Annotated in this window: 17 protein-coding genes and 1 rRNA gene; 16 read left to right on the forward strand and 2 right to left on the reverse strand. The window is 67.7% G+C overall.

The window, feature by feature from the left end:
• Positions 1–268 precede the first annotated feature (268 nt).
• The 14 genes from HII28_RS16025 (at position 269) to HII28_RS16090 (ending at position 16,289) form a co-directional block, all read left to right on the forward strand.
• Complete coding sequence (locus HII28_RS16025) at positions 269–1,126, forward strand: SGNH/GDSL hydrolase family protein (RefSeq protein ID WP_170026814.1); 858 nt, start codon at positions 269–271, stop codon at positions 1,124–1,126.
• A 101-nt stretch (positions 1,127–1,227) separates the two neighbouring features.
• Positions 1,228–2,268: a phenylalanine--tRNA ligase subunit alpha gene (gene pheS, locus HII28_RS16030; RefSeq protein WP_170026815.1), complete on the forward strand. Its 1,041-nt coding sequence runs from the start codon at positions 1,228–1,230 to the stop codon at positions 2,266–2,268.
• Positions 2,269–2,272: 4 nt separating this feature from the next.
• On the forward strand, positions 2,273–4,789 hold the full coding sequence (gene pheT, locus HII28_RS16035; RefSeq protein WP_170026816.1) for a phenylalanine--tRNA ligase subunit beta: 2,517 nt from the start codon (positions 2,273–2,275) through the stop codon (positions 4,787–4,789).
• A gap of 158 nt (positions 4,790–4,947) precedes the next feature.
• Positions 4,948–5,823: an ABC transporter ATP-binding protein gene (locus HII28_RS16040; RefSeq protein ID WP_170026817.1), complete on the forward strand. Its 876-nt coding sequence runs from the start codon at positions 4,948–4,950 to the stop codon at positions 5,821–5,823.
• The gene (locus HII28_RS16045; RefSeq protein WP_170026818.1) at positions 5,820–6,629 is read left to right on the forward strand and encodes an ABC transporter permease; all 810 of its coding nucleotides are present in this window, start codon (positions 5,820–5,822) and stop codon (positions 6,627–6,629) included. Before HII28_RS16040 ends, HII28_RS16045 begins: the two co-directional genes overlap by 4 nt.
• A gap of 56 nt (positions 6,630–6,685) precedes the next feature.
• Positions 6,686–7,873 (forward strand): sensor histidine kinase, encoded by a 1,188-nt coding sequence (locus HII28_RS16050; protein WP_240978322.1) that lies wholly within the window; start codon positions 6,686–6,688, stop codon positions 7,871–7,873.
• Positions 7,870–8,505 (forward strand): response regulator transcription factor, encoded by a 636-nt coding sequence (locus tag HII28_RS16055; protein WP_170026820.1) that lies wholly within the window; start codon positions 7,870–7,872, stop codon positions 8,503–8,505. Before HII28_RS16050 ends, HII28_RS16055 begins: the two co-directional genes overlap by 4 nt.
• Positions 8,506–8,831: 326 nt before the next feature.
• Positions 8,832–9,890, forward strand: coding sequence for an N-acetyl-gamma-glutamyl-phosphate reductase (gene argC / locus HII28_RS16060; protein WP_170026821.1), 1,059 nt, complete (start codon positions 8,832–8,834; stop codon positions 9,888–9,890).
• Complete coding sequence (gene argJ, locus HII28_RS16065; RefSeq protein ID WP_170026822.1) at positions 9,887–11,044, forward strand: bifunctional glutamate N-acetyltransferase/amino-acid acetyltransferase ArgJ; 1,158 nt, start codon at positions 9,887–9,889, stop codon at positions 11,042–11,044. Before argC ends, argJ begins: the two co-directional genes overlap by 4 nt.
• A 10-nt stretch (positions 11,045–11,054) precedes the next feature.
• A complete protein-coding gene (gene argB, locus HII28_RS16070; RefSeq protein WP_170026823.1) occupies positions 11,055–11,969 on the forward strand; it encodes an acetylglutamate kinase in 915 nt (304 codons plus the stop codon).
• Positions 11,966–13,201, forward strand: coding sequence for an acetylornithine transaminase (locus HII28_RS16075; protein WP_170026824.1), 1,236 nt, complete (start codon positions 11,966–11,968; stop codon positions 13,199–13,201). The genes argB and HII28_RS16075 overlap by 4 nt, the downstream gene beginning before the upstream one ends.
• A 3-nt stretch (positions 13,202–13,204) precedes the next feature.
• Complete coding sequence (argF, locus tag HII28_RS16080) at positions 13,205–14,155, forward strand: ornithine carbamoyltransferase (protein WP_170026825.1); 951 nt, start codon at positions 13,205–13,207, stop codon at positions 14,153–14,155.
• Positions 14,148–15,596 carry an argininosuccinate lyase gene (gene argH, locus HII28_RS16085; RefSeq protein ID WP_170026826.1) on the forward strand — a complete coding sequence of 483 codons (1,449 nt, stop codon included), beginning with the start codon at positions 14,148–14,150 and terminating at the stop codon, positions 15,594–15,596. Before argF ends, argH begins: the two co-directional genes overlap by 8 nt.
• A 42-nt stretch (positions 15,597–15,638) precedes the next feature.
• Entirely contained in the window at positions 15,639–16,289 is a 651-nt protein-coding gene (locus HII28_RS16090) for a DNA-3-methyladenine glycosylase (RefSeq protein ID WP_170026827.1), read from the forward strand.
• Positions 16,290–16,428: 139 nt separating this feature from the next.
• Here the strand turns inward: HII28_RS16090 and HII28_RS16095 are convergent, their stop codons facing one another.
• Positions 16,429–17,031 (reverse strand): hypothetical protein, encoded by a 603-nt coding sequence (locus HII28_RS16095; RefSeq protein ID WP_170026828.1) that lies wholly within the window; start codon positions 17,029–17,031, stop codon positions 16,429–16,431.
• Positions 17,028–17,651 (reverse strand): DNA-binding protein, encoded by a 624-nt coding sequence (locus HII28_RS16100; protein ID WP_170026829.1) that lies wholly within the window; start codon positions 17,649–17,651, stop codon positions 17,028–17,030. The genes HII28_RS16095 and HII28_RS16100 overlap by 4 nt, the downstream gene beginning before the upstream one ends.
• 121 nt (positions 17,652–17,772) lie before the next feature.
• On the opposite strand from HII28_RS16100, the gene tyrS reads away from it, so the two are divergent.
• Both tyrS and HII28_RS16110 read left to right on the forward strand, forming a co-directional pair.
• Complete coding sequence (gene tyrS, locus HII28_RS16105) at positions 17,773–19,071, forward strand: tyrosine--tRNA ligase (protein ID WP_170026830.1); 1,299 nt, start codon at positions 17,773–17,775, stop codon at positions 19,069–19,071.
• 567 nt (positions 19,072–19,638) lie between these two features.
• Positions 19,639–19,758, forward strand: a 16S ribosomal RNA gene (locus HII28_RS16110); the annotation flags it as partial.

A 19,758-nucleotide genomic window follows, 5' to 3' on the forward strand; every position in this document is an offset into this window, starting at 1 on the left:
CGCTGAGGACGTGACCTGTGCCCGTCCGCACGCACTGGATTCTGTCGCCCACGATGCGAACTCGAGGCCGACGGACGCGACTGACGTCCGTCGTCACATCGGTTCCGCGGCCGACTCGAGGTAGCGAGCGTAGCGTGTGGCACATCCGTCGGCATCCAGATCGCACACGATGAACGGCCGCTCATACACACCCGGTCCTGGCGGCCGGGCGAGTCGGTGGGTATCCGTCGTTCGTCGCGCCGCCGTCGGTGCCGGCTCTGTTCTCGCCGTGACGGTGGGCATCGCGGCGATCACCGCTGCCGAGGCGCTGTGGACCAGAGGACAGCTCGCGACCATGCGTCCTTCGATCCCCTCTGCGCGGAACGGTCTCTTCGGCGACGCACACCAGAGCCCACCACTTCAGTTGGCGGTGATGGGTGACTCGTTGGCCGTGGGGTATGGGGCCGAGGACGAGTCCCACACGGTCGGAGTGATACTGGCAAACGGGCTCGCGGCGGCGTCCGAACGCTCGGTGCAACTCACTAACGTGGCGGAGGTCGGCGCGGTGTCGAGCGACCTTCCTGCACAGCTGGTCAGGTTACGTCTGGTCAGCTCACCCGACGTCGCCGTCATCATCGTGGGGACGAACGATGCTTTCCATCTCGTGCCGCTCCCGGATTCCCTGAGCCCGCTTCGGGCCACGATCACGGAACTGCGCAGCACGGGTGCTCGCGTCGTCCTCGCTTCCTGCCCCGATCTCGGCACGGTTCGCAGGTTCGTCGAGCCGATGCGGTTCGTTGCGCACTGGGCCAGCAGGTTCCTTGCCACTGGCCAGACGATCGTCGCACTGCGCGCCGGTGCTCGTACCGTCTCGCTCGCGGACGCACTCGGACCGTTGTTCCGACGTGATCCGGGCTCGATGTTCTCGCAGTTGGATCGTCTGCATCCGTCCGATCTCGGGTATTCGAACGCCGCGGCCGCGCTCCTCCCCAGCGTGCTGGCGGCCGCGGGATATCGCGCAGCAGCAGGGGGGCCCGTGCCGCATCGGGTGTATGAGAACCGCAGCCGTCGACCGCTCGCATGGATCGCGTTCCGCGCGTCGCGACGAGCCGGCGTGCGGGTGCGGAAACGCCGGCGACCCGAGTGAGCGGTCGCCGAAGGAAAATCCACGGACTCGAAGGCGGCCGATGCTTCGGGCGCACGACGGGCGAGTTTTCTGCGGCTCTGCCTCCCGTAAACTTGATGTTCGTGCCAGAACCCATCGAGATCACCGAATCCGCGGTGCGATCGGCGGTCGACGCGGCCCTGGCCGCCGTGGATTCCGCCGCCGACATCGCGGAACTCAAGACGGCCCGTACGGAGCATTCCGGCGAGCACTCGCAGCTCGCGCGTCTGAACGCCTCGCTGCGCGATGTCGCAGCAGACCAGAAGGCCGCGCTCGGCAAGCTGGTCGGGCAGGCAAGGGGAGAGGTGAACCGTGCGTTCGCGGCTCGGGAAGCCGTGCTCGCCGAGGCGGAGAACGCGAAGCGGCTCGCCGAAGAAGCCGTCGACGTCACCGAGGTTGCGCTGCCCGGCCGAGTCGGGGCGCGGCATCCGCTCTCCCTGCTGCAGGAGCGCATCGCCGACATCTTCGTCGGCATGGGCTGGGAGGTCGCGGAGGGCCCGGAGCTCGAGAGCGAGTGGTTCAACTTCGACGCGCTGAACTTCGACGCCGATCACCCGGCGCGCGCTCTGCAGGACACGTTCTTCGTCGAACCCCCAGAGGCGCATCTCGTGCTGCGCACTCACACGTCTCCCGTGCAGGTGCGTGCCCTCTTGGAGCGCGAGCTTCCGGTGTACGTCGTCGCGCCGGGACGCGTGTACCGCACCGATGAGCTCGATGCCACGCACCTTCCCGTGTTCAGCCAGGTCGAGGGCATCGCCGTCGACAAGGGCCTGACCATGGCGCACCTCCGCGGAACGCTCGAGCACTTCGCTCGCGCCATGTTCGGCGACGAGGCGAAGATCCGCCTGCGTCCCAACTACTTCCCGTTCACCGAGCCGAGCGCCGAGATGGACGTCTGGCATCCGGGAGCCAAGGGCGGCCCGCGCTGGATCGAGTGGGGCGGCTGCGGCATGGTGAACCGCAACGTGCTGCGCTCGGCCGGCATCGACCCCGACGTCTACACGGGATTCGCCTTCGGCATGGGCATCGAGCGCACGCTGCAGTTCCGGTACAGCCTGAACGACATGCGCGACTTCCTCGAGGGCGACATCCGCTTCTCCCAGCAGTTCGGAATGGTGGTTTAAGGGCATGCGAATCCCGCTGAGTTGGCTCGCCGAATACGTCGACGTCGCCCCCGGCTCGACGCCTGAGGACGTGCACGCCGCGCTCGTCAAGGTGGGGCTCGAAGAGGAGGCCATCCACCGCTTCGAGATCTCCGGTCCCGTTGTGGTCGGTGAAGTCCTCGACTTCGTCGAGGAACCGCAGACCAACGGCAAGACCATCCGCTGGTGCCAGGTGCGCGTCGCCCCCGATGGGGAGAATGCCGCAGACGGCGGGGATGCGGTACACGGCATCGTGTGCGGTGCCGGCAACTTCTTCCCCGGCGACAAGGTCGTCGTGACGTTGCCCGGCTCCGTCCTTCCCGGTCCGTTCCCGATCGCGGCCCGCAAGACGTACGGACACGTCTCCGACGGGATGATCGCCTCGGCGCGTGAGCTCGGTCTCGGCGACGAGCACAACGGCATCCTGCGGCTGAAGGAGCTCGGGATCGACGCGCCCGTCGGCACGGACGCGATCGCGCTGCTCGGCCTGGACGACGCGTCGGTAGAGGTGAACGTGACCCCGGATCGCGGCTACGCGCTCTCCATCCGCGGCATCGCCCGCGAGTACGCCCACTCGACCGGTGCAGCCTTCCGCGACCCTGCGGCATCCGTGGATCCGGTGGACGGCGAAGGCTTCGAGGTCGTCATCGCCGACGAGGGTCCGATCCGTGGCCGCGTCGGAGCGAGTGTCTTCGTCACGCGCGCCGTGCTGGGCGTCGACCCGGCCGCGCCGACGCCCGCCTGGATGATCGCTCGGCTCGTGCTGGCCGGCATCCGATCCATCTCCCTCATCGTCGACGTGACCAACTACGTGATGGTCGAGTTGGGGCAGCCGATCCACGCCTACGACCTGGACAAGCTGACCGGTGGCATCACCGTTCGCAGGGCGCAACAGGGCGAGAAGCTCGAAACCCTCGACGGACAGGTGCGCACGCTCGACGTGGAAGACCTGCTCATCACCGACGGATCCGGTCCGATCGGACTCGCCGGCGTGATGGGCGGTGCGACGACCGAGGTCGGTGACACGACGACGGACGTGCTCATCGAGGCGGCGAATTTCGACCCGGTGTCCATCGCCCGCACGGCCCGCAGGCACAAGCTGCCCAGCGAGGCGTCCCGTCGCTTCGAGCGCAGCGTCGATCCGGATGTCGCCCGCGCCGCCGCTGCACGCGTCGTACAGCTGCTGGAGCAGCTCGGCGGAGGACGCGCCGACGGGCTCGGATCCACCCTGCACACCGCGACGGGCGCCGACCCGATCCAGCTGCCGCACGGATACGTGACGAAGCTCGTCGGCGTCGAGTTCACCGACGACGAAGTGCGCACCACGCTCGCCGAGATCGGTGGAACCATCGAGCAGACGGATGACGGACTCCTGGTCACGCCGCCGACCTGGCGACCTGATCTCGGCGACAAGGCCGACCTGGCAGAGGAGGTCGCCCGCATCGTCGGATACGACCGCATCCCGTCGGTGCTTCCCGTCGCTCCGCCCGGACGCGGACTGACCCGCGCCCAGCAGCTGCGTCGTCAAGCCGCCACGGCACTCGCGGCCAGTGGGCTCACCGAGGTGTTGGCCTATCCGTTCGTGTCCTCGACGCAGAACGATCTGTTCGGCTCGCCCGTCGACGGCGAGGTTCCGGCGGTACGCCTGACGAACGCACTGGACGCCTCCGTGCCGTTCCTGCGCACCTCGCTGCTGCCCGGCCTGATCGACACCGCGAAGCGCAATCTCTCGCGCGGGCTCACCGACCTCGCGCTGTTCGAGATCGGCTTGGTCTTCCGTCCGGACGGCGCGGTGAGCGGAACCTCCGACCTCCCCGTCGGTGCTGCGCTCCCCGAGCCGGGCGTGCTCGCCGAGCTGGAGGCGGGCATCCCGGCGCAGCCGCAGCTGGCCGCTGCGCTGTTCACCGGCGACTCGACGGCCAAGCAGCCCGGCCAGGCCGCCATCGCATCGGGCATCGCGGACGCGCTGGGCGCGGTCCGCACCCTTGCCGCGGCACTCGGAACCGAGGTCACCGTGCGCCAGGGGTCGCACAAGGCGCTCCACCCGGGGCGTACCGCCGAGGTGCTGCTCGACGGCAGCCCGATCGGCTACGCGGGCGAACTGCTGCCTCAGGTGGCGGAGGACGCCGACCTCCCGCGTGTCGTCGGCGTGCTCGAGGTCGACCTCGATCGCCTCATCGGCGTCGCAGGCGCTGACAAGCAGATCAGCCCCATCTCGACGTTCCCCGCCGCGACCCAGGACCTGTCGCTCGTCGTGGACGCGGCCGTGCCGGCCGCCGATGTGCTCGCGGCAGTGGTCGAGGGTGCAGGCGACCTGCTGGAGGCGGCCCACATCGTTGACGACTACCGCGGACGCGGCCTCCCTGTCGGCAGCAAGAGCCTGACGTTCGCGCTGCGTTTCCGCGCGGACGACCGCACGCTGACCGCAGCAGAGGCCAGCGATGCGAAGCTCGCAGGGGCAGCGCTCGCCGGGTCCCGGTTCGGAGCGACCGTTCGGGAGTAGTCCACTGTCGCCTGCCCGTGCCCCTGCCCGTACCCGCTGAGCGCGGCGCGCTCGCAGTGCGCGGACGGCTGCAGATTCGGGCATCCATCGGTCGATGGATGCCCGAATCCATCTCCTGCCCCATGGCGGAGAGGACCCTGTCCGACCAGCCTTGAGACATGACGAACAGCTCCGATCCCGTGGTCAGCGTCCGCGGGTTGCGCAAGGCGTACAGCGGGTTCACCGTCGTCGACGACATCGACTTCGAGATCGCCCCCGGCGAGACGTTCGCACTCCTCGGACCGAACGGCGCAGGCAAGTCCACGACCATTGAGATCCTCGCCGGCTATCGCGATCGCACCGCGGGCGATGTCCGAGTGCTGGGTGTCGATCCGCAGCACGCGACGCGCGGCTGGAAGGCTCAGCTCGGCATCGTGCTGCAATCCACCGGCGAGCCGGGTGTCATGACCGTCGCAGAGCAGCTCAGGCATTTCGCGCGGTTCTATCCGCGACCACGCGACGTCGACGAGACCATTGCAGCCGTCGGACTGACGGACAAGGCCGGTGCCCGGCTCGCCAAGTTGTCCGGCGGCCAGCGGAGACGGGTGGATGTCGCACTCGGCATCATCGGCAACCCGCGGCTGCTCTTCCTCGACGAGCCGACAACGGGCTTCGACCCCGAGGCGCGCCATGAGTTCTGGGAACTCATCCGCACGCTCAAACGAGACGGGACGAGCATCCTGCTCACCACCCACTACCTCGACGAGGCCGCCCGCCTCGGCGACCGGGCCGGCGTCATCGCCGCGGGCCGCATGGTCGACATCGGAGCGATCCACGAGCTCGGCGGTGCGGATGCCCGCACGCCGCTGGTGCGCTGGCGCGACGACCGCGGGCAGCATGAGGTGCGCACGCGCGAACCCGGCCGCACTGTCGCCGACATCGTCGCCGACCTCGGCTCGGAGCCCGACGACCTCGAAGTCGTGCGACCCAGTCTGGAGGATGTCTACCTCGGCCTCCTCGGCACGGCGAGGGACCTCGAGGAGGTGGCGGCATGAGCACTCTGGCTCTGGGCGCCGAGCGCACGCGGTACGAGATCGTCTCGTACTTCCGCTCGATGGACACGGTGTTCTTCACCTTCCTCTTCCCCCTCGTGATGCTGGGCATCTTCACGGCGGCGTTCAGCGCGGCGGGGGACATCGTCGCCAAGCCCGGCGAGCCGGGTATCTCCGTCGGTGCGTACTACCTGCCGGGGATGCTCGCCGCCGGCATCCTGCTCTCCGGGGTGCAGAATCTGGGTGTCGACATCGCCGGCGAGAAGTCGGACGGCACGCTCAAGCGGCTGGGCGGGACTCCGCTGTCGCCGGTGAGCTACTTCGCGGGCAAGATCGGACAGGTCTTCGTGACGGCGGTCATCCAGGCGCTGCTGTTGCTCGCGGTCGCGCGTCTCATCTTCGGCATCGCGCTGCCGACCGATCCCGAGAAATGGCTCACGTTCGCCTGGATCTTCGTGCTCGGCATCGTGACCTCGGCGCTGCTCGGCATCGCGCTGTCGGCACTGCCCCGGTCCGGACGCTCGGCATCAGCCGTCATCGTGCCCATGGTGCTGATCCTGCAGTTCATCTCCGGCGTGTATCTGAACTTCTCGCAACTCCCGGGATGGATGCAGACGATCGCATCGATCTTCCCGCTGAAGTGGATCGCGCAGGGCATGCGGAGCGTGTTCCTTCCCTCGGACTTCGTCGTTCTCGAGCCGAACGAGAGCTGGCAGCTCGGATGGGGCGCGCTCGTGCTGGTCGGCTGGCTCATCGTCGGACTGGTGATCAGCAGGCTCACCTTCCGGTGGATCCGCAAGGACGGCTGACCGAGGGGCGTGGGTCGCTTGCGGTGCGGCTTCGATGCGAGAGTTGCCTCGTGAACATGCAGAAGCGCGCATGGTGGGATGTCGCGGTCGGCGTCACCGCACTCGCCTGCGCGTTCCTGATCTGGCTGGACGCCGCTGTCATCCCCGGCGCACCGAAGAACACGATCGCCTCATCGAGTGCGCTGGCGGCGTTCGTGGTGGCGTACGCCGTGTTCGGCAGGTGGCTGATCGGATGCGACGCCCCGGTAGCCGCCCATGTCTACCTCGGCCTGATGACTCTGATCGTCGCTCTCGGTTGTGCTGCCGACCCGAATCTGTCGGTGCTGCAGGCGATGGCGTATCCGCTGATCGGGTGCCTGGCGCCTGGCCGCATCCGGACAATGCTCGCGTGGGACGTCGTACTCGGCATCGCAATGTTCGCGGGCCTCGCGCTCGGACCTGCCGGCGTGAGCGCGGCCGCGATCACGGCATCCTTGTCGTTCGTCTTCGCGGTCGCGATCGGACTCTGGATCTGGCGGATCGTCGACTGGGGTGCAGAGCGCGCCCACCTTCTGGTCGAGCTGCAGGCGGCACAGAACCGGGAAGCGGCAGCTGCCAGCGACGCGGGCGCCGTTCGCGAGCGGGAGCGCCTTGCGCGCGACATGCACGACACAGTCGCACAGTCGTTGACCGGGCTTGTCATGCTCGCCGAGCGGGCTGAGCGGCAGGCGCTGAGAATCGATGCGTCTGGGGCCTTGCCGGAGACGTTGCGCACCATGGAGAGTGCCGCGCGCGAGACTCTGCGCGAGATCCGGTCCTTGGTGGCCGAGTCGGCGTCGCAGTCCGTCGAGGACGGCCTGAACGAGGCGGCCCGTCGGGTGGCGGCACGGTTCGATCGCGAGGCGGGGATCGCAGTCGACGTGCGCTTCGATGAAGTCGAACTCTCCAGGGAGCAGCAGGTGGTGCTGCTGCGCTGTCTCCAGGAGGCGCTCGCGAACGTGCGCAAGCACGCCAGTGCGAGCAAGGTCGAGGCATCACTGCGGGCCGTGGACGACGTCCTCATGCTGGAGGTCGTCGACGACGGGGTCGGCGTGGCCCAAGGCAGGGGCGATGGTTTCGGACTGTCCGGCATGCGGGATCGCGTGCGCACGTTCGGCGGCGATGTGACGCTGGAATCCGCCGAACCCAACGGGGCACGGCTGACCGTCACGGTGCCGACGCGCTCGACGACCGCTGCAGACGTCAGAGGGGAGCAGGTCTCGTGATCCGCGTGCTGGTCGCCGACGATCATCCGCTCGTGCGGCGTGGCATCCGCGCGATGCTGGAAGACGAGCCCGATCTCGAGGTCGTCGGCGAGGCGGATGACGGTGCCGAGGCCGTCAGGACTGCCGAGGCGTTCGACCCCGACGTCGTGCTGATGGACCTGCGGATGCCCGTGCTCGGCGGATCGGACGCCACCGCGCGCATCCTCGCCGGCGCCCGAGCACGGCAGGTGGTCACGCGGGTGCTCGTCCTCACCACGTTCGAATCCGATGCGGATGTGCTCAGCGCGATCGAGGCAGGTGCCAGCGGATACCTCTTGAAGGCGGCACCCCACGACGAAGTCGTCGCGGCGGTGCGCGCGGTGGCCGCAGGTCGCACGGTGCTCGCACCCGGGATCGCCGAGGCCCTGGTGCGCGGCACGCGTGGTCACTCCGACGAGCGGATCCGGCTGTCGGAGCGCGAGGTCGAGGTGCTGAGGCTCGTGGCGACCGGCGCGAGCAATGCTCGCATCGCCGCTGATCTGTACATCGCCGAGTCGACCGTGAAGACGCACCTCGTGCACGTCTTCGAGAAGCTCGGCGTCGACGACCGCACCCGAGCGGTGACCCGCGCGCAGGAACTCGGCATCCTGTGATCCGTTGACGCACGGTATCCGCGGCGAGGGGGATCGCGGCGCAGGATCGTGTCGTGCGACGGTTCCTCTGCGGAAGACTCGACGGACGCTACGGGGCTCGGTTCGCACCAGTCCTCGCGCTGCCGGTAAGCTCGAGCACATGTCTTGCACCCGGCGCACCTCGAACGCACAGGTCTTCTCGACCCGTGCGGTGCGCCGACGTCAGTGCCGACTCCTTCTGGGCGCACGCCGAAGCTAGGCGACGCGTACGGGACCGCGTGTTGAGCGGTTCGCTGTGGGCGTCGCCGTGCCGACAACCGTTCGCCCAACCCTCTTAAGGTAGAGACATGTCCTATTCGGTCGCCGTCGCCGGCGCCTCGGGCTACGCGGGGGGAGAGATCCTCCGCATTCTGGCCGATCATCCTGATTTCGAGATCCGCACCGTGACGGCCGGTTCCAATGCCGGCTCGCCGCTCATCGATCACCAGCCGCATCTGCGCTCCCTCGCTCACCTCACGCTGCAGGAGACGGATGCCACGACCCTCGCCGGTCATGACGTCGTGTTCCTCGCGCTGCCGCACGGAGCATCCGGAGCCATCAGCGCCCAGCTCGGAGACGGCACACTCGTCGTCGACTGCGGCGCGGATCACCGGCTCACGTCCGAGTCCGACTGGGACGCCTTCTACGGCGGCGACTACGCAGGTGCGTGGGCATACGGCGTTCCTGAGCTCCCCGTCGTGGATGGCAGCGGGGTGGACGGCAAGCAGCGGGATGTCCTCGCCGGCGTCACCCGCATCGCCGCACCCGGCTGCAACGCCAGCTCGGTCTCGCTCGCCATCGCACCCGGAGTCGCTGCGGGGCTCATCGACGAGACGGACATCGTCGCCGTGCTCGCCGTCGGCCCGAGCGGCGCAGGCAAGAGCCTCAAGACCACCTATCTCGCGTCCGAATTGCTCGGCAACGCCGTGCCGTACGGCGTCGGCGGAACCCACAGGCACATCCCCGAGATCCTGCAGAATCTGCGGGCCGCGGGGGCTGCGAACCCGGCCATCTCGTTCACGCCGGTGCTGGTGCCTATGTCGCGGGGGATCCTCGCGACGGTCAGCGCTCCTCTGAAGCCAGGCGTCTCGGTCGACGAGGTGCGGGCGGCGTGGAACGACGCGTACGCAGGAGAGCGGTTCGTGCAGGTTCTCCCGGCTGGCAGGTTCCCGCGCACGTCCGACGTGCTGGGCGCCAACACCGCTCTGATCGGCCTGGCCGTCGACGCCAGGGCGAACCGAGTCGTGTCCATCATCGCCGTGGACAATCTCGTCAAGGGCACCGCGGGTGCCGCCATCCAGTGCGCGAACATCGCACTCGGCCTGCCGGAGAGCACCGGCCTCAGCGTGAACGGAGTCGCACCGTGAGCATCACGGCCCCAGCAGGATTCGCCGCGGCGGGCATCGCCGCAGGCCTCAAGGCGACGGGGGCGCTCGACCTCGCGGTCGTGCAGAACCAGGGCCCGCTGCAGAACGCCGCAGCGGTGTTCACCTCGAACCGATGCAAGGCGAACCCGGTTCTCTGGAGCGAGCAGGTCATGAAGGACGGCACGGTGTCGGCCGTTGTCCTGAATTCCGGCGGCGCGAACTGCTACACGGGCGCGCAAGGATTCCAGACGTCGCACGCCACGGCCGAAGCGGCGGCGCAGCATCTCGGAGTGTCGGCCGCCGACGTCGTCATCTGTTCGACGGGCCTGATCGGGGACCAGCTCGATCGGGATGCCCTCACCGGCGGTGTCGCGCAGGCTGCGGCATCCCTCGGCTCCGACGACGCATCCGGTCTCGCGGCCGCACAGGCCATCATGACAACGGACACGCACGCGAAACAGGCCGTCGTGGCCGGCGACGGCTGGTCCATCGGCGGCATGGCGAAGGGCGCAGGGATGCTGGCACCCGGCCTGGCCACCATGCTCGTGGTGATCACAACGGACGCCGCGCTCGACTCCGCCGCGCTCGACACAGCGCTGCGGGCCGCAACGCGCGTCACCTTCGACCGGCTCGACTCCGACGGATGCATGTCCACGAACGACACGGTCGTTCTCCTCGCGTCGGGCGCATCCGGCGTGACCCCTGGCACGGACGAGTTCGCCCTGGCGCTCACGGATCTCTGCGACGATCTTGCACTGCAACTGCAGGGTGACGCTGAAGGCGCATCGCATGACATCGCCATCGAGGTGGTGCACGCTGCATCCGAAGACGACGCGGTCGACGTCGCGCGAGCTGTCTCGCGCAGCAACCTGTTCAAGGCGGCCATCTTCGGCAACGACCCGAACTGGGGACGCGTGCTCGCCGCCGTCGGGACGACGGACGCAGAATTCGACCCCTACGGCATCGACGTGGCCATCAACGGCGTCCAGGTCTGCACAGCTGGAGAGCCGGATCAGTCGCGCGACCTGGTCGATCTGACGCCGCGGGCGACCTCGATCCTGATCGATCTGCACGCAGGCGATCGCACGGCGACGATCCGCACCAACGACCTCACGCACGACTACGTGCACGAGAACAGTGCGTACGCGAGCTGAGGGACGAGCCATGACAGATCCCGCGAATACCGAGCCCCAGCCGCTGCCCGTCCTCGGACAGCCCGGCGCCAAGGCGGCAGTGCTGATGGAGGCGCTGCCCTGGCTGAAGAAGTTCCACGGACAGACGATCGTGGTGAAGTTCGGCGGGAACGCCATGGTCGACGACGAACTGGTGCGCGCGTTCGCCGACGACATCGCCTTCCTGCGCTACGTGGGCATCCGTCCCGTTGTCGTGCACGGTGGCGGCCCGCAGATCACCGCCATGCTGGACCGGCTCGGCATCGTCAGCGAGTTCCGCGGCGGCTACCGGGTCACGACTCCGCAGACCATGGAGGTCGTGCGCATGGTCCTCACCGGTCAGATCAGCCGTGACATCGTCGGTCACATCAATATGCACGGGGCCCTGGCATCGGGGATCTCCGGCGAGGACGCCCGTCTCTTCGAGGGACGCGTCCGCAAGGCGATCGTCGACGGTGAGGTCGTCGACCTTGGGCTCGTCGGCGACGTGGTCGGCGTGAACCCGGCCGGCGTCATGGCAGAGGTGCACGCCGGTCGAGTCCCCGTGGTCTCGTCGGTGGCTCTTGATGTCGACGTTCCCGGTCGCAGCCTGAACGTCAACGCGGATGCCGCTGCCGCCGCGCTCGCCGTCGCGCTGGGCGCTGCGAAGCTCGTCATCCTGACGAACGTTCCCGGCCTCTACCGCGACTGGCCGGACCGCGATTCGCTCATCTCCACGATCACCGCCCCCGAGCTACGTGAGCTGCTGCCTTCGCTCGACGCCGGAATGATCCCCAAGATGACGGCCTGCCTCGACGCTGTCGACGGCGGCGTCGCGAAGGCGGCCGTCATCGACGGACGCGACGCGCATTCCCTTCTCTTCGAGCTCTTCACCACCAAAGGCAGCGGAACGGAGGTGACCGCATGACGGGCACACCAGGCGACACACTCACCGATTGGCGTCAGAACTTCGGCGAGGTCATGATGGGCTCCCTCGCGGTGCCGGCCGTGATGCTCGACCATGGGCACGGCACGCACGTGTGGGACGTCGAAGGCAACGAGTACCTCGACTTCCTCGGCGGTATCGCGGTGAACGCTCTCGGGCACGCGCATCCTGTGCTGTTGGAGGCGATCTCCACGCAGGCCGCGCAGCTGATCCACGTCTCCAATTACTTCGCCACGCCTCAGCAGGTGGCGCTGGCGGAGCGGCTGCAGCGCATCACGGGTGCGGGATCCTCAGGTCGCGTCTACTTCTGCAACTCGGGAACCGAAGCCAACGAGGCGGCGTTCAAACTGGCGCGCCGCAACTCGGACGGCGGCCGCAGGCGCATCCTGGCGCTGAAGAACGGATTCCACGGCAGGACGATGGGTGCACTCGCGCTGACCGGCAAGCCGCACATGCGGGAGCCGTTCGAGCCGATGGTCCCCGGCGTCGAGCACATCGACTCCACGATCGAGGCGCTCGAGGCGGCGATGGATGACAAGGTCGCCGCACTCTTCCTCGAACCGATCAAGGGCGAGGCCGGCGTCATCGACCTGCCGGCCGGATACCTCGCGGCAGCCAGGGACATCACCCGCCGTCACGGCGCGCTGCTCATCATCGACGAGATCCAGACCGGCGTCGGCCGCACCGGGGCGTGGTTCGGCTACCAGCACGCGGGAATCGTGCCAGACGCCATCACGATGGCGAAGGGCATGGCAGGGGGAGTCCCGATCGGTGCGCTCGTCACATTCGGGCACGCCTCCGAGCTGTTCACCAGAGGCCAGCACGGCAGCACCTTCGGCGGCAACCCGTTCGCGACGGCGGTCGCGGGTGCCGTGCTCGAGGAGATCGAGAGCGCCGGACTGATCGACAACGCGCGAGTGCGGGGCGAGCAGCTTCGGGAGGTCGTGCGTGGCATCGGCTCTCCGCTCATCTCCGAGCTCCGGGGCGCAGGGCTGCTCATCGGCATCGGGCTCTCCGAACCGGTCGCCGACGCGTTGGCCGGCGCCGCGCTCCGCAACGGGCTCATCATCAACGCGCCGAACGAGTCGAGCATCCGACTCGCTCCGCCGCTCATCATCGGGGACGACGACGTCGCCGAGTTCGAACGACGCTTCCGCGCCGCACTCCTCGACCTCGACAATCCGGCCGGATCCGGCCACCAGCAAGGAGACTGACCCGTGACCCGCCACTTCCTCCGCGACGACGACCTGACGGCGGCCGAGCAGACCGAGATCCTCGACCTGGCCGTGAAGATGCGCGACGACAGATGGGGGCGCAAGCCGCTCGCGGGCCCGCAGACCGTCGCCGTCATCTTCGACAAGTCGTCGACGCGCACGCGTGTGTCCTTCGCTGTCGGCATCGCCGATCTGGGCGGCAGCCCGCTCATCATCAGCACAGCCAACAGCCAGCTGGGCGGCAAGGAGACGCCGTCCGACACCGCGCGAGTGCTGGAGCGCATGGTCTCGGCAATCGTGTGGCGCACCTATGCCCAGGCGGGCCTCGAGGAGATGGCGGCCGGCACCACGGTGCCCGTCATCAACGCCCTCTCCGACGACTTCCACCCGTGTCAGCTGCTCGCCGACCTGCTCACCATCAGGGATGCCTTCGGCACGCTCTCCGGACTCACCGTCACCTTCCTCGGCGACGGCGCGAGCAACATGGCGCAGTCCTACCTGCTGGCCGGGGCGATCGCCGGCATGAACGTGCGCGTGGCGTCACCTGACGAGTTCGCGCCGCACGACGTAGTGGTCTCCGACGCGGATGCCCTTGCCTCCGGCACCGGAGGATCCGTCGTGCTCTACTCCGACCCGTTCGAGGCGGTGGCCGGAGCGGATGTCGTCGTGACCGACACGTGGGTCTCGATGGGCAAGGAGGAGGAGAAGGCGCACCGCATCGCCGCAATGGGCGACTACAAGGTGACGCGCGAGCTGATGGCACTGGCGAAGCCGAAGGCGATCTTCCTGCACTGCCTTCCCGCCGACCGCGGCTATGAGGTCGACCCCGAGGTCATCGACGGTCCGCAGAGCGTCATCTGGGACGAAGCGGAGAACCGCCTGCACGCCCAGAAGGCTCTGCTGGCCTGGATCCTCGAGAAGAACACGACGACGGCGGGAGCATCGCATGTCTGACGCGCAGCACAACAGGGCCGGCGAGGCAGGGGCGCTGTGGGGCGGCCGGTTCGCGGGTGGCCCGTCTCCGGAGCTCACCGAGCTGAGCAGGTCGACGCAGTTCGACTGGCGCCTGGCCGAGTACGACATCGCCGGATCCAAGGCGCACGCGAAGGCCCTGGCGGCCGCGGGCTATCTCACCGCTGACGAGCTCACGGCGATGACCGGCGCACTCGACTCACTGCTCGCCGACGTGCGTTCCACGGCCTTCCTCCCTCAGGCATCCGACGAAGACGTTCACTCTGCACTGGAGCGTGGACTCGTCGATCGGGCGGGCGGCGAACTGGGCGGCAAGCTCCGAGCAGGACGCAGCCGCAACGACCAGATCGCCACGCTGGTGCGGCTCTTCCTCCGCGACCACTCGACGCGGCTGGCGCAGCTCATCCTCGATCTCGTCGACGCGCTCGCCGCGCAGGCTGAGGCGCACTCCGACGCCATCATGCCGGGGCGCACGCACCTCCAGCACGCCCAGCCCGTTCTCCTCGCGCACCACCTTCTGGCGCACTGCTGGCCGTTGGTCCGCGACCTGGAGCGCATCCTCGACTGGCGCCGCCGGTCGGACGCGTCTCCCTACGGCTCCGGTGCGCTCGCCGGCAACACGCTCGGCCTCGACGCAGGCCTAGTGGCGTCCGAACTCGGATTCGCAGGGGTCGTCGAGAACTCGATCGACGGCACAGCCGCGAGGGATCTCGTCGCGGAGTTCGCGTACATCACGGCCCAGGTCGGAGTCGACGTCTCCCGCTTCGCGGAGGAGATCGTCCTCTGGAACACCCGCGAGTTCGGATTCGTCACGCTCAGCGACTCGTATTCGACGGGTTCGTCGATCATGCCGCAGAAGAAGAATCCCGACATCGCCGAGCTCGCGCGCGGCAAGGCCGGACGCCTGATCGGCAATCTCGCCGGGCTGCTCGCAACGCTCAAGGGCCTTCCGCTCGCGTACAACCGCGACATCCAGGAAGACAAAGAGCCGGTGTTCGACTCGATCGACACGCTCGAGGTGCTCCTTCCGGCCTTCACCGGAATGGTTGCGACGCTGCACTTCCACACCGACCGCATGCGCGAACTCGCGCCCCAGGGATACTCGCTCGCGACCGACGTTGCGGACTGGCTGGTCAAACAGCACGTGCCGTTCCGCGATGCGCACGAGATCACCGGAAAGCTCGTCGCGTACGCGGAGTCGCAGGGCGTCGAGCTCGACGAGGTCGACGACGCAGCGCTCGCCGAGATCTCGCAGCACCTGACGCCGGACGTGCGAGGCGTGCTCACGATCGAGGGTTCCGTCGGGTCTCGATCCGGTCTCGGCGGCACGGCCCCTGAGCGGGTGGCCGAGCAGCGCGCGCATCTCACCGCACGGGTGAAGAGCCTCGCCGAAGCGATCGCGGAGGAGCAGGAGACCCGATGACCTCCTGGCGCGAGCCGCTCGAGGCACGACGTTCCTGACCGGATGCGCTCCCTCACTCGGTCCTTCTTCGAACGGGTCTCACTGGAGGTGGCGCCCGAACTCCTCGGTGCGCTGCTCAGGCACACGACGCCCGAGGGTTCGGTCACGCTGCGCATCACGGAGGTGGAGGCCTACCTCGGCGACGGAACGGATCCGGGATCCCACGCCTACCGGGGCCGCACTCCTCGCAACGCGGTCATGTTCGGCGCGCCCGGTCACATCTACACGTACTTCACCTACGGCATGCACACGTGCGCCAACCTCGTCTGCTCGCCGGAGGGCGTGGCATCCGCCGTGCTTCTCAGGGGCGCCGAAGTGGTCGACGGTGTCGAGCTGGCGCGCCGACGGCGGGAACGACCGACGACGCGGGGGAGTGCGGTGCCCGACCGCGACCTGGCGAGGGGCCCGGCGCGGCTGACGGTGGCGGCGGGCATCCGTCTCGACGAGAACGGAGCGGATGCCTTCGCCCCGCCCTTCGAGGTCGAGTTGCCCACGCAGCCGGTCGCTCCGTACGCGACAGGGCCGCGAACGGGTGTCAGCGGGCCAGGCGGAGACGAGGCGGCGTTCCCGTGGCGGTTCTGGATCCCCGGCGATCCGACGGTCTCGCCGTACAAGCGGCATCCACGCGCGATCTCGTCCTCCGCCGCCGGCTGAGCTGGTCGAAGCCCGTCTGCCGCGGATCGAGCAGCTCCGCTCCCGCGGCTTGACTCTGGCGAAACGTGCGCGGTTGAGCCTGTCGGCCTCAGGCATTCACCCCGGCCGTCGGAGCACGGCGGAAGCTTCAGCCGACCTGTCAGAGCCCGATCGCGAACCGGAACAACGCGCCGCAGGCAGCGGCCCAGACGAGGCTCACGAGGGTACCGATGATGAACCGCTCTCGCGCTTCTGCGACTTCCAGCTCGGTGAACCTGCCGACACTCTTGATCGCCACGATCACGGCGATCGCTTCGGGAAATCCGGCCATGATGCTGGCCGTGGTTGCGACACGTTCGAAGACGCCGATCACCGTGCCGCCGCGCAACAGCTCGACGTGAACGAGATTGTCGCTCGCCGGAGGCTCCGCTCGCTCCACGACGATCCCGCCGTGGTGGCCTTCCCTCACCGTCCCCTTCGATGCGAGTGCGAGCACGAAGAGCACGGCGGGTCCGCCACCGAGCACGCTGAGCGCGAGCACGAGGAGGCCGAGCACGACGCTGACGGCCGGCAACGGCTTCTCGTGCGGCATGACCACGGCGATGATGCCCACCACGATCGTTGCTGCGGCCGTGACGACGAGCCAGCGCCGCGGCGACCTGCTTGTGATGGCGGACGCCGTGACGCCGAGCGCCACGACGATGATGACGAACGCCCAGTAGGCGATGGTCAGAGCCGCATACAGCGGGCCGGCATACGTCATGCTCCGTCTCCTTCGGCCGAGCGGTGGTCCAGATCCTGCAACAGCCTAGTGAGCGCCGGCACCGCAGCTGCTTCGGGATGGATCCCGGCAGCGCGTGCCCGTGAACTGACGGCGGGTTCGCTGATGCCGAGCCGCGCCGCGGCATCCCGTTGCGTCATCCCGTCGGCGAGCAGGTCGTAGAGCTCCCAGCCGGCAGTGCTGCGACGGCTGCGAACGGTCAGCAGGAGGTCGATCATCGCCTCGATATCGGATGCCTGTCCCGCCGCTGCATCCGCACCAGAACGCACGGCGAAGCGCGTGGCCCGCTTCTTGGCGGCGTCCACAGCCTCGCGAGCCGCGAAGAAGGCCTGACCCGTCGCCGCGCGCACGCTTGAGGGAAGGGGTTCACGGATCGCCCCGCAACCGACTCCGATGCTCCATGCCGATCCGCGATCGAGCGCGAGAACGATCCCGAGCGCTGCGCCTGCATCCGCCGTCAGCGCCTGCACCTCGTCGCCTGCATTGCGGTCGACGGCGAGAACGAGGTGTTCCGCGAACTCACCCTGGAGTTCGTGTTGCGTCTCATCGACGATGTCGGTCCGATGACGACTGTCCACCTGGTCTGCGGTGATGACGAACATGGCATCCCCAATCGCTTCCCGAAATCAATAGTGTAAGTCTTGAAGCTTAACCCATGACAATTTAAGTCTCAACACTTCATTCATCGAAGAGTAAGCCGAGAGCCCTTGCTACTGTTGTCGCGTGCCAGCCGACGTCCTCGCATCCCAGAGCAACGACCCCAGCTTCGACGACATCTGGGAGGAGCTGGTGTGGCGCGGTCATGTCCAGGTCTCAACGGATCCAGAGGCGTTGCACACGACCCTCGCGTCCGGTCCGATCACGTTCTACTGCGGTTTCGATCCGACGGCGCCCAGTCTCCATCTCGGCCACCTCGTGCAGCTCATCATCATGCGGCGCCTTCAGCTGGCGGGCCATAGGCCACTCGGGCTGGTCGGCGGATCCACCGGTCTCATCGGCGATCCACGGCCGACTTCGGAGCGCACCCTGAACGATCCTGGCGTCGTCGCCCAGTGGGTGACGCGGCTGCAGGGTCAGGTCGCCGGCTACCTCAGCTTCGAGGGTGACAACGCGGCGACGCTGGTCGACAACCTGGACTGGACCGCCCCGCTCACCGCGATCGACTTCCTGCGCACCATCGGCAAGCACTTCCGCGTCGGCACCATGCTCAAGAAAGACGCCGTCAGCGCACGCCTCAACTCGGAGGCGGGCATCAGCTACACGGAGTTCAGCTACCAGATCCTGCAGGCCCTCGACTTCCTCGAGCTCTACCGCAGCCGTGGATGCCTCCTTCAGCTCGGCGGCAGCGACCAATGGGGCAACCTCACGGCGGGCATCGACCTGATCCATCGCGTCGAGGGCGTATCCGTGCACGCATTCGGAACGCCTCTTCTGACGCGCGCGGACGGCACCAAGTTCAGCAAGAGCGAGGGCACGGCCATCTGGATCGATCCCGACCAGACCAGCCCATACGCCTTCTACCAGTTCTGGCTCAATGCAGAGGACTCCGAGGTGATCGATCGTCTAAGGGTCTTCACGTTCCTCCCGCGCGCCGAGATCGATCGCCTCGAGCGAGCGGTCGCCGAGGAGCCGTATAAGCGGGAGGCGCAGCGAACGCTGGCGCGCGAAGTCACCACGCTGGTGCACGGTCGTGACGCGACGGATGCCGTCATCGCCGCAGCCGAAGCACTCTTCGGCAACGGAGACCTCGCGGCGACGGATGCCGGCACGCTCGAGGCCGCACTGCGTGAGCTCCCGAACACGACGACCGCCCCGGATGCCCCCGTTGCGCAGCTCCTCGTGGATACCGCGTTGACGACGAGCCTCTCCGAGGCCCGTCGCGCCATCAGTCAGGGCGGTGTCTACGTGAACAACGAGAAGGTCACCGATCCCGCCGCGACCATCTCCGGCAGCGTGCTGCCAAGCGGCATCGCCGTGCTGCGGCGCGGCAAGAAGACGCTCGCGGGCGTGTTCGTCGAATGACGGCGGACGAGCGGATGCTCGCGACACGCCCGAGATGACGGCGCGATTTGCACGCCCCACGGGGCATCCGTAAAGTAATCACTCGTCACCCCACAGGTGCGGAAAGCTCGAAGAGCTGCCGGCCTCAAGCGGGACCATCCAAAGCCGAAGAGCTACTCCTCTTGCAGGAGAGAACCACTGGCTTGTAAGATGAAAAACCCACTCGAAGAGTAGATCGTCAGATCGGCTCGAACCGCCCGGGTTTCGTCACGTCGAAGGACAACGTCCAGACGAGGCGAAAGGAGCGGATCGCCGACTTGACAAGATCCGTGAGAGTGGTAAGGTAGAGAAGTTGCCCCGGGGAGCAGGTCGAGAGACTGAAAACCGGGTGTGTCCGATCCTTGAGAACTCAACAGCGTGCACTATGTCATATGCCAAATAACCTCGGCACTGATGGAATCTTCGGGTTTTGTTGGTGTAGGGATTCCTTTGGATTAGATAAATATTGATTGTCAGTTGACATTCGATTCTAGTCAGATCAACTCGCATTCTTTCGGCCTTTTTCCGGTTGGGGTTTGCAAACATTTTTTTATGGAGAGTTTGATCCTGGCTCAGGACGAACGCTGGCGGCGTGCTTAACACATGCAAGTCGAACGATGAACTGCGGAGCTTGCTCTGCGGGGATTAGTGGCGAACGGGTGAGTAACA

Source organism: Planctomonas sp. JC2975 (assembly GCF_012985205.1).
Taxonomy (GTDB): Bacteria; Actinomycetota; Actinomycetes; order Actinomycetales; family Microbacteriaceae; genus Humibacter.

What these genes read in the sequence shown, in the direction of transcription:
- pheT (WP_170026816.1), top strand. Translation starts at nt 2,273, where the DNA reads ATGCGAATCCCGCTGAGTTGGCTCGCCGAATACGTCGACGTCGCCCCC.
- HII28_RS16040 (WP_170026817.1), top strand. Translation starts at nt 4,948, where the DNA reads ATGACGAACAGCTCCGATCCCGTGGTCAGCGTCCGCGGGTTGCGCAAG.
- HII28_RS16045 (WP_170026818.1), top strand. Translation starts at nt 5,820, where the DNA reads ATGAGCACTCTGGCTCTGGGCGCCGAGCGCACGCGGTACGAGATCGTC.
- HII28_RS16050 (WP_240978322.1), top strand. Translation starts at nt 6,686, where the DNA reads ATGCAGAAGCGCGCATGGTGGGATGTCGCGGTCGGCGTCACCGCACTC.
- argC (WP_170026821.1), top strand. Translation starts at nt 8,832, where the DNA reads ATGTCCTATTCGGTCGCCGTCGCCGGCGCCTCGGGCTACGCGGGGGGA.
- argB (WP_170026823.1), top strand. Translation starts at nt 11,055, where the DNA reads ATGACAGATCCCGCGAATACCGAGCCCCAGCCGCTGCCCGTCCTCGGA.
- HII28_RS16075 (WP_170026824.1), top strand. Translation starts at nt 11,966, where the DNA reads ATGACGGGCACACCAGGCGACACACTCACCGATTGGCGTCAGAACTTC.
- argH (WP_170026826.1), top strand. Translation starts at nt 14,148, where the DNA reads ATGTCTGACGCGCAGCACAACAGGGCCGGCGAGGCAGGGGCGCTGTGG.
- HII28_RS16090 (WP_170026827.1), top strand. Translation starts at nt 15,639, where the DNA reads ATGCGCTCCCTCACTCGGTCCTTCTTCGAACGGGTCTCACTGGAGGTG.
- HII28_RS16095 (WP_170026828.1), bottom strand. Translation starts at nt 17,031, where the DNA reads ATGACGTATGCCGGCCCGCTGTATGCGGCTCTGACCATCGCCTACTGG.
- HII28_RS16100 (WP_170026829.1), bottom strand. Translation starts at nt 17,651, where the DNA reads ATGTTCGTCATCACCGCAGACCAGGTGGACAGTCGTCATCGGACCGAC.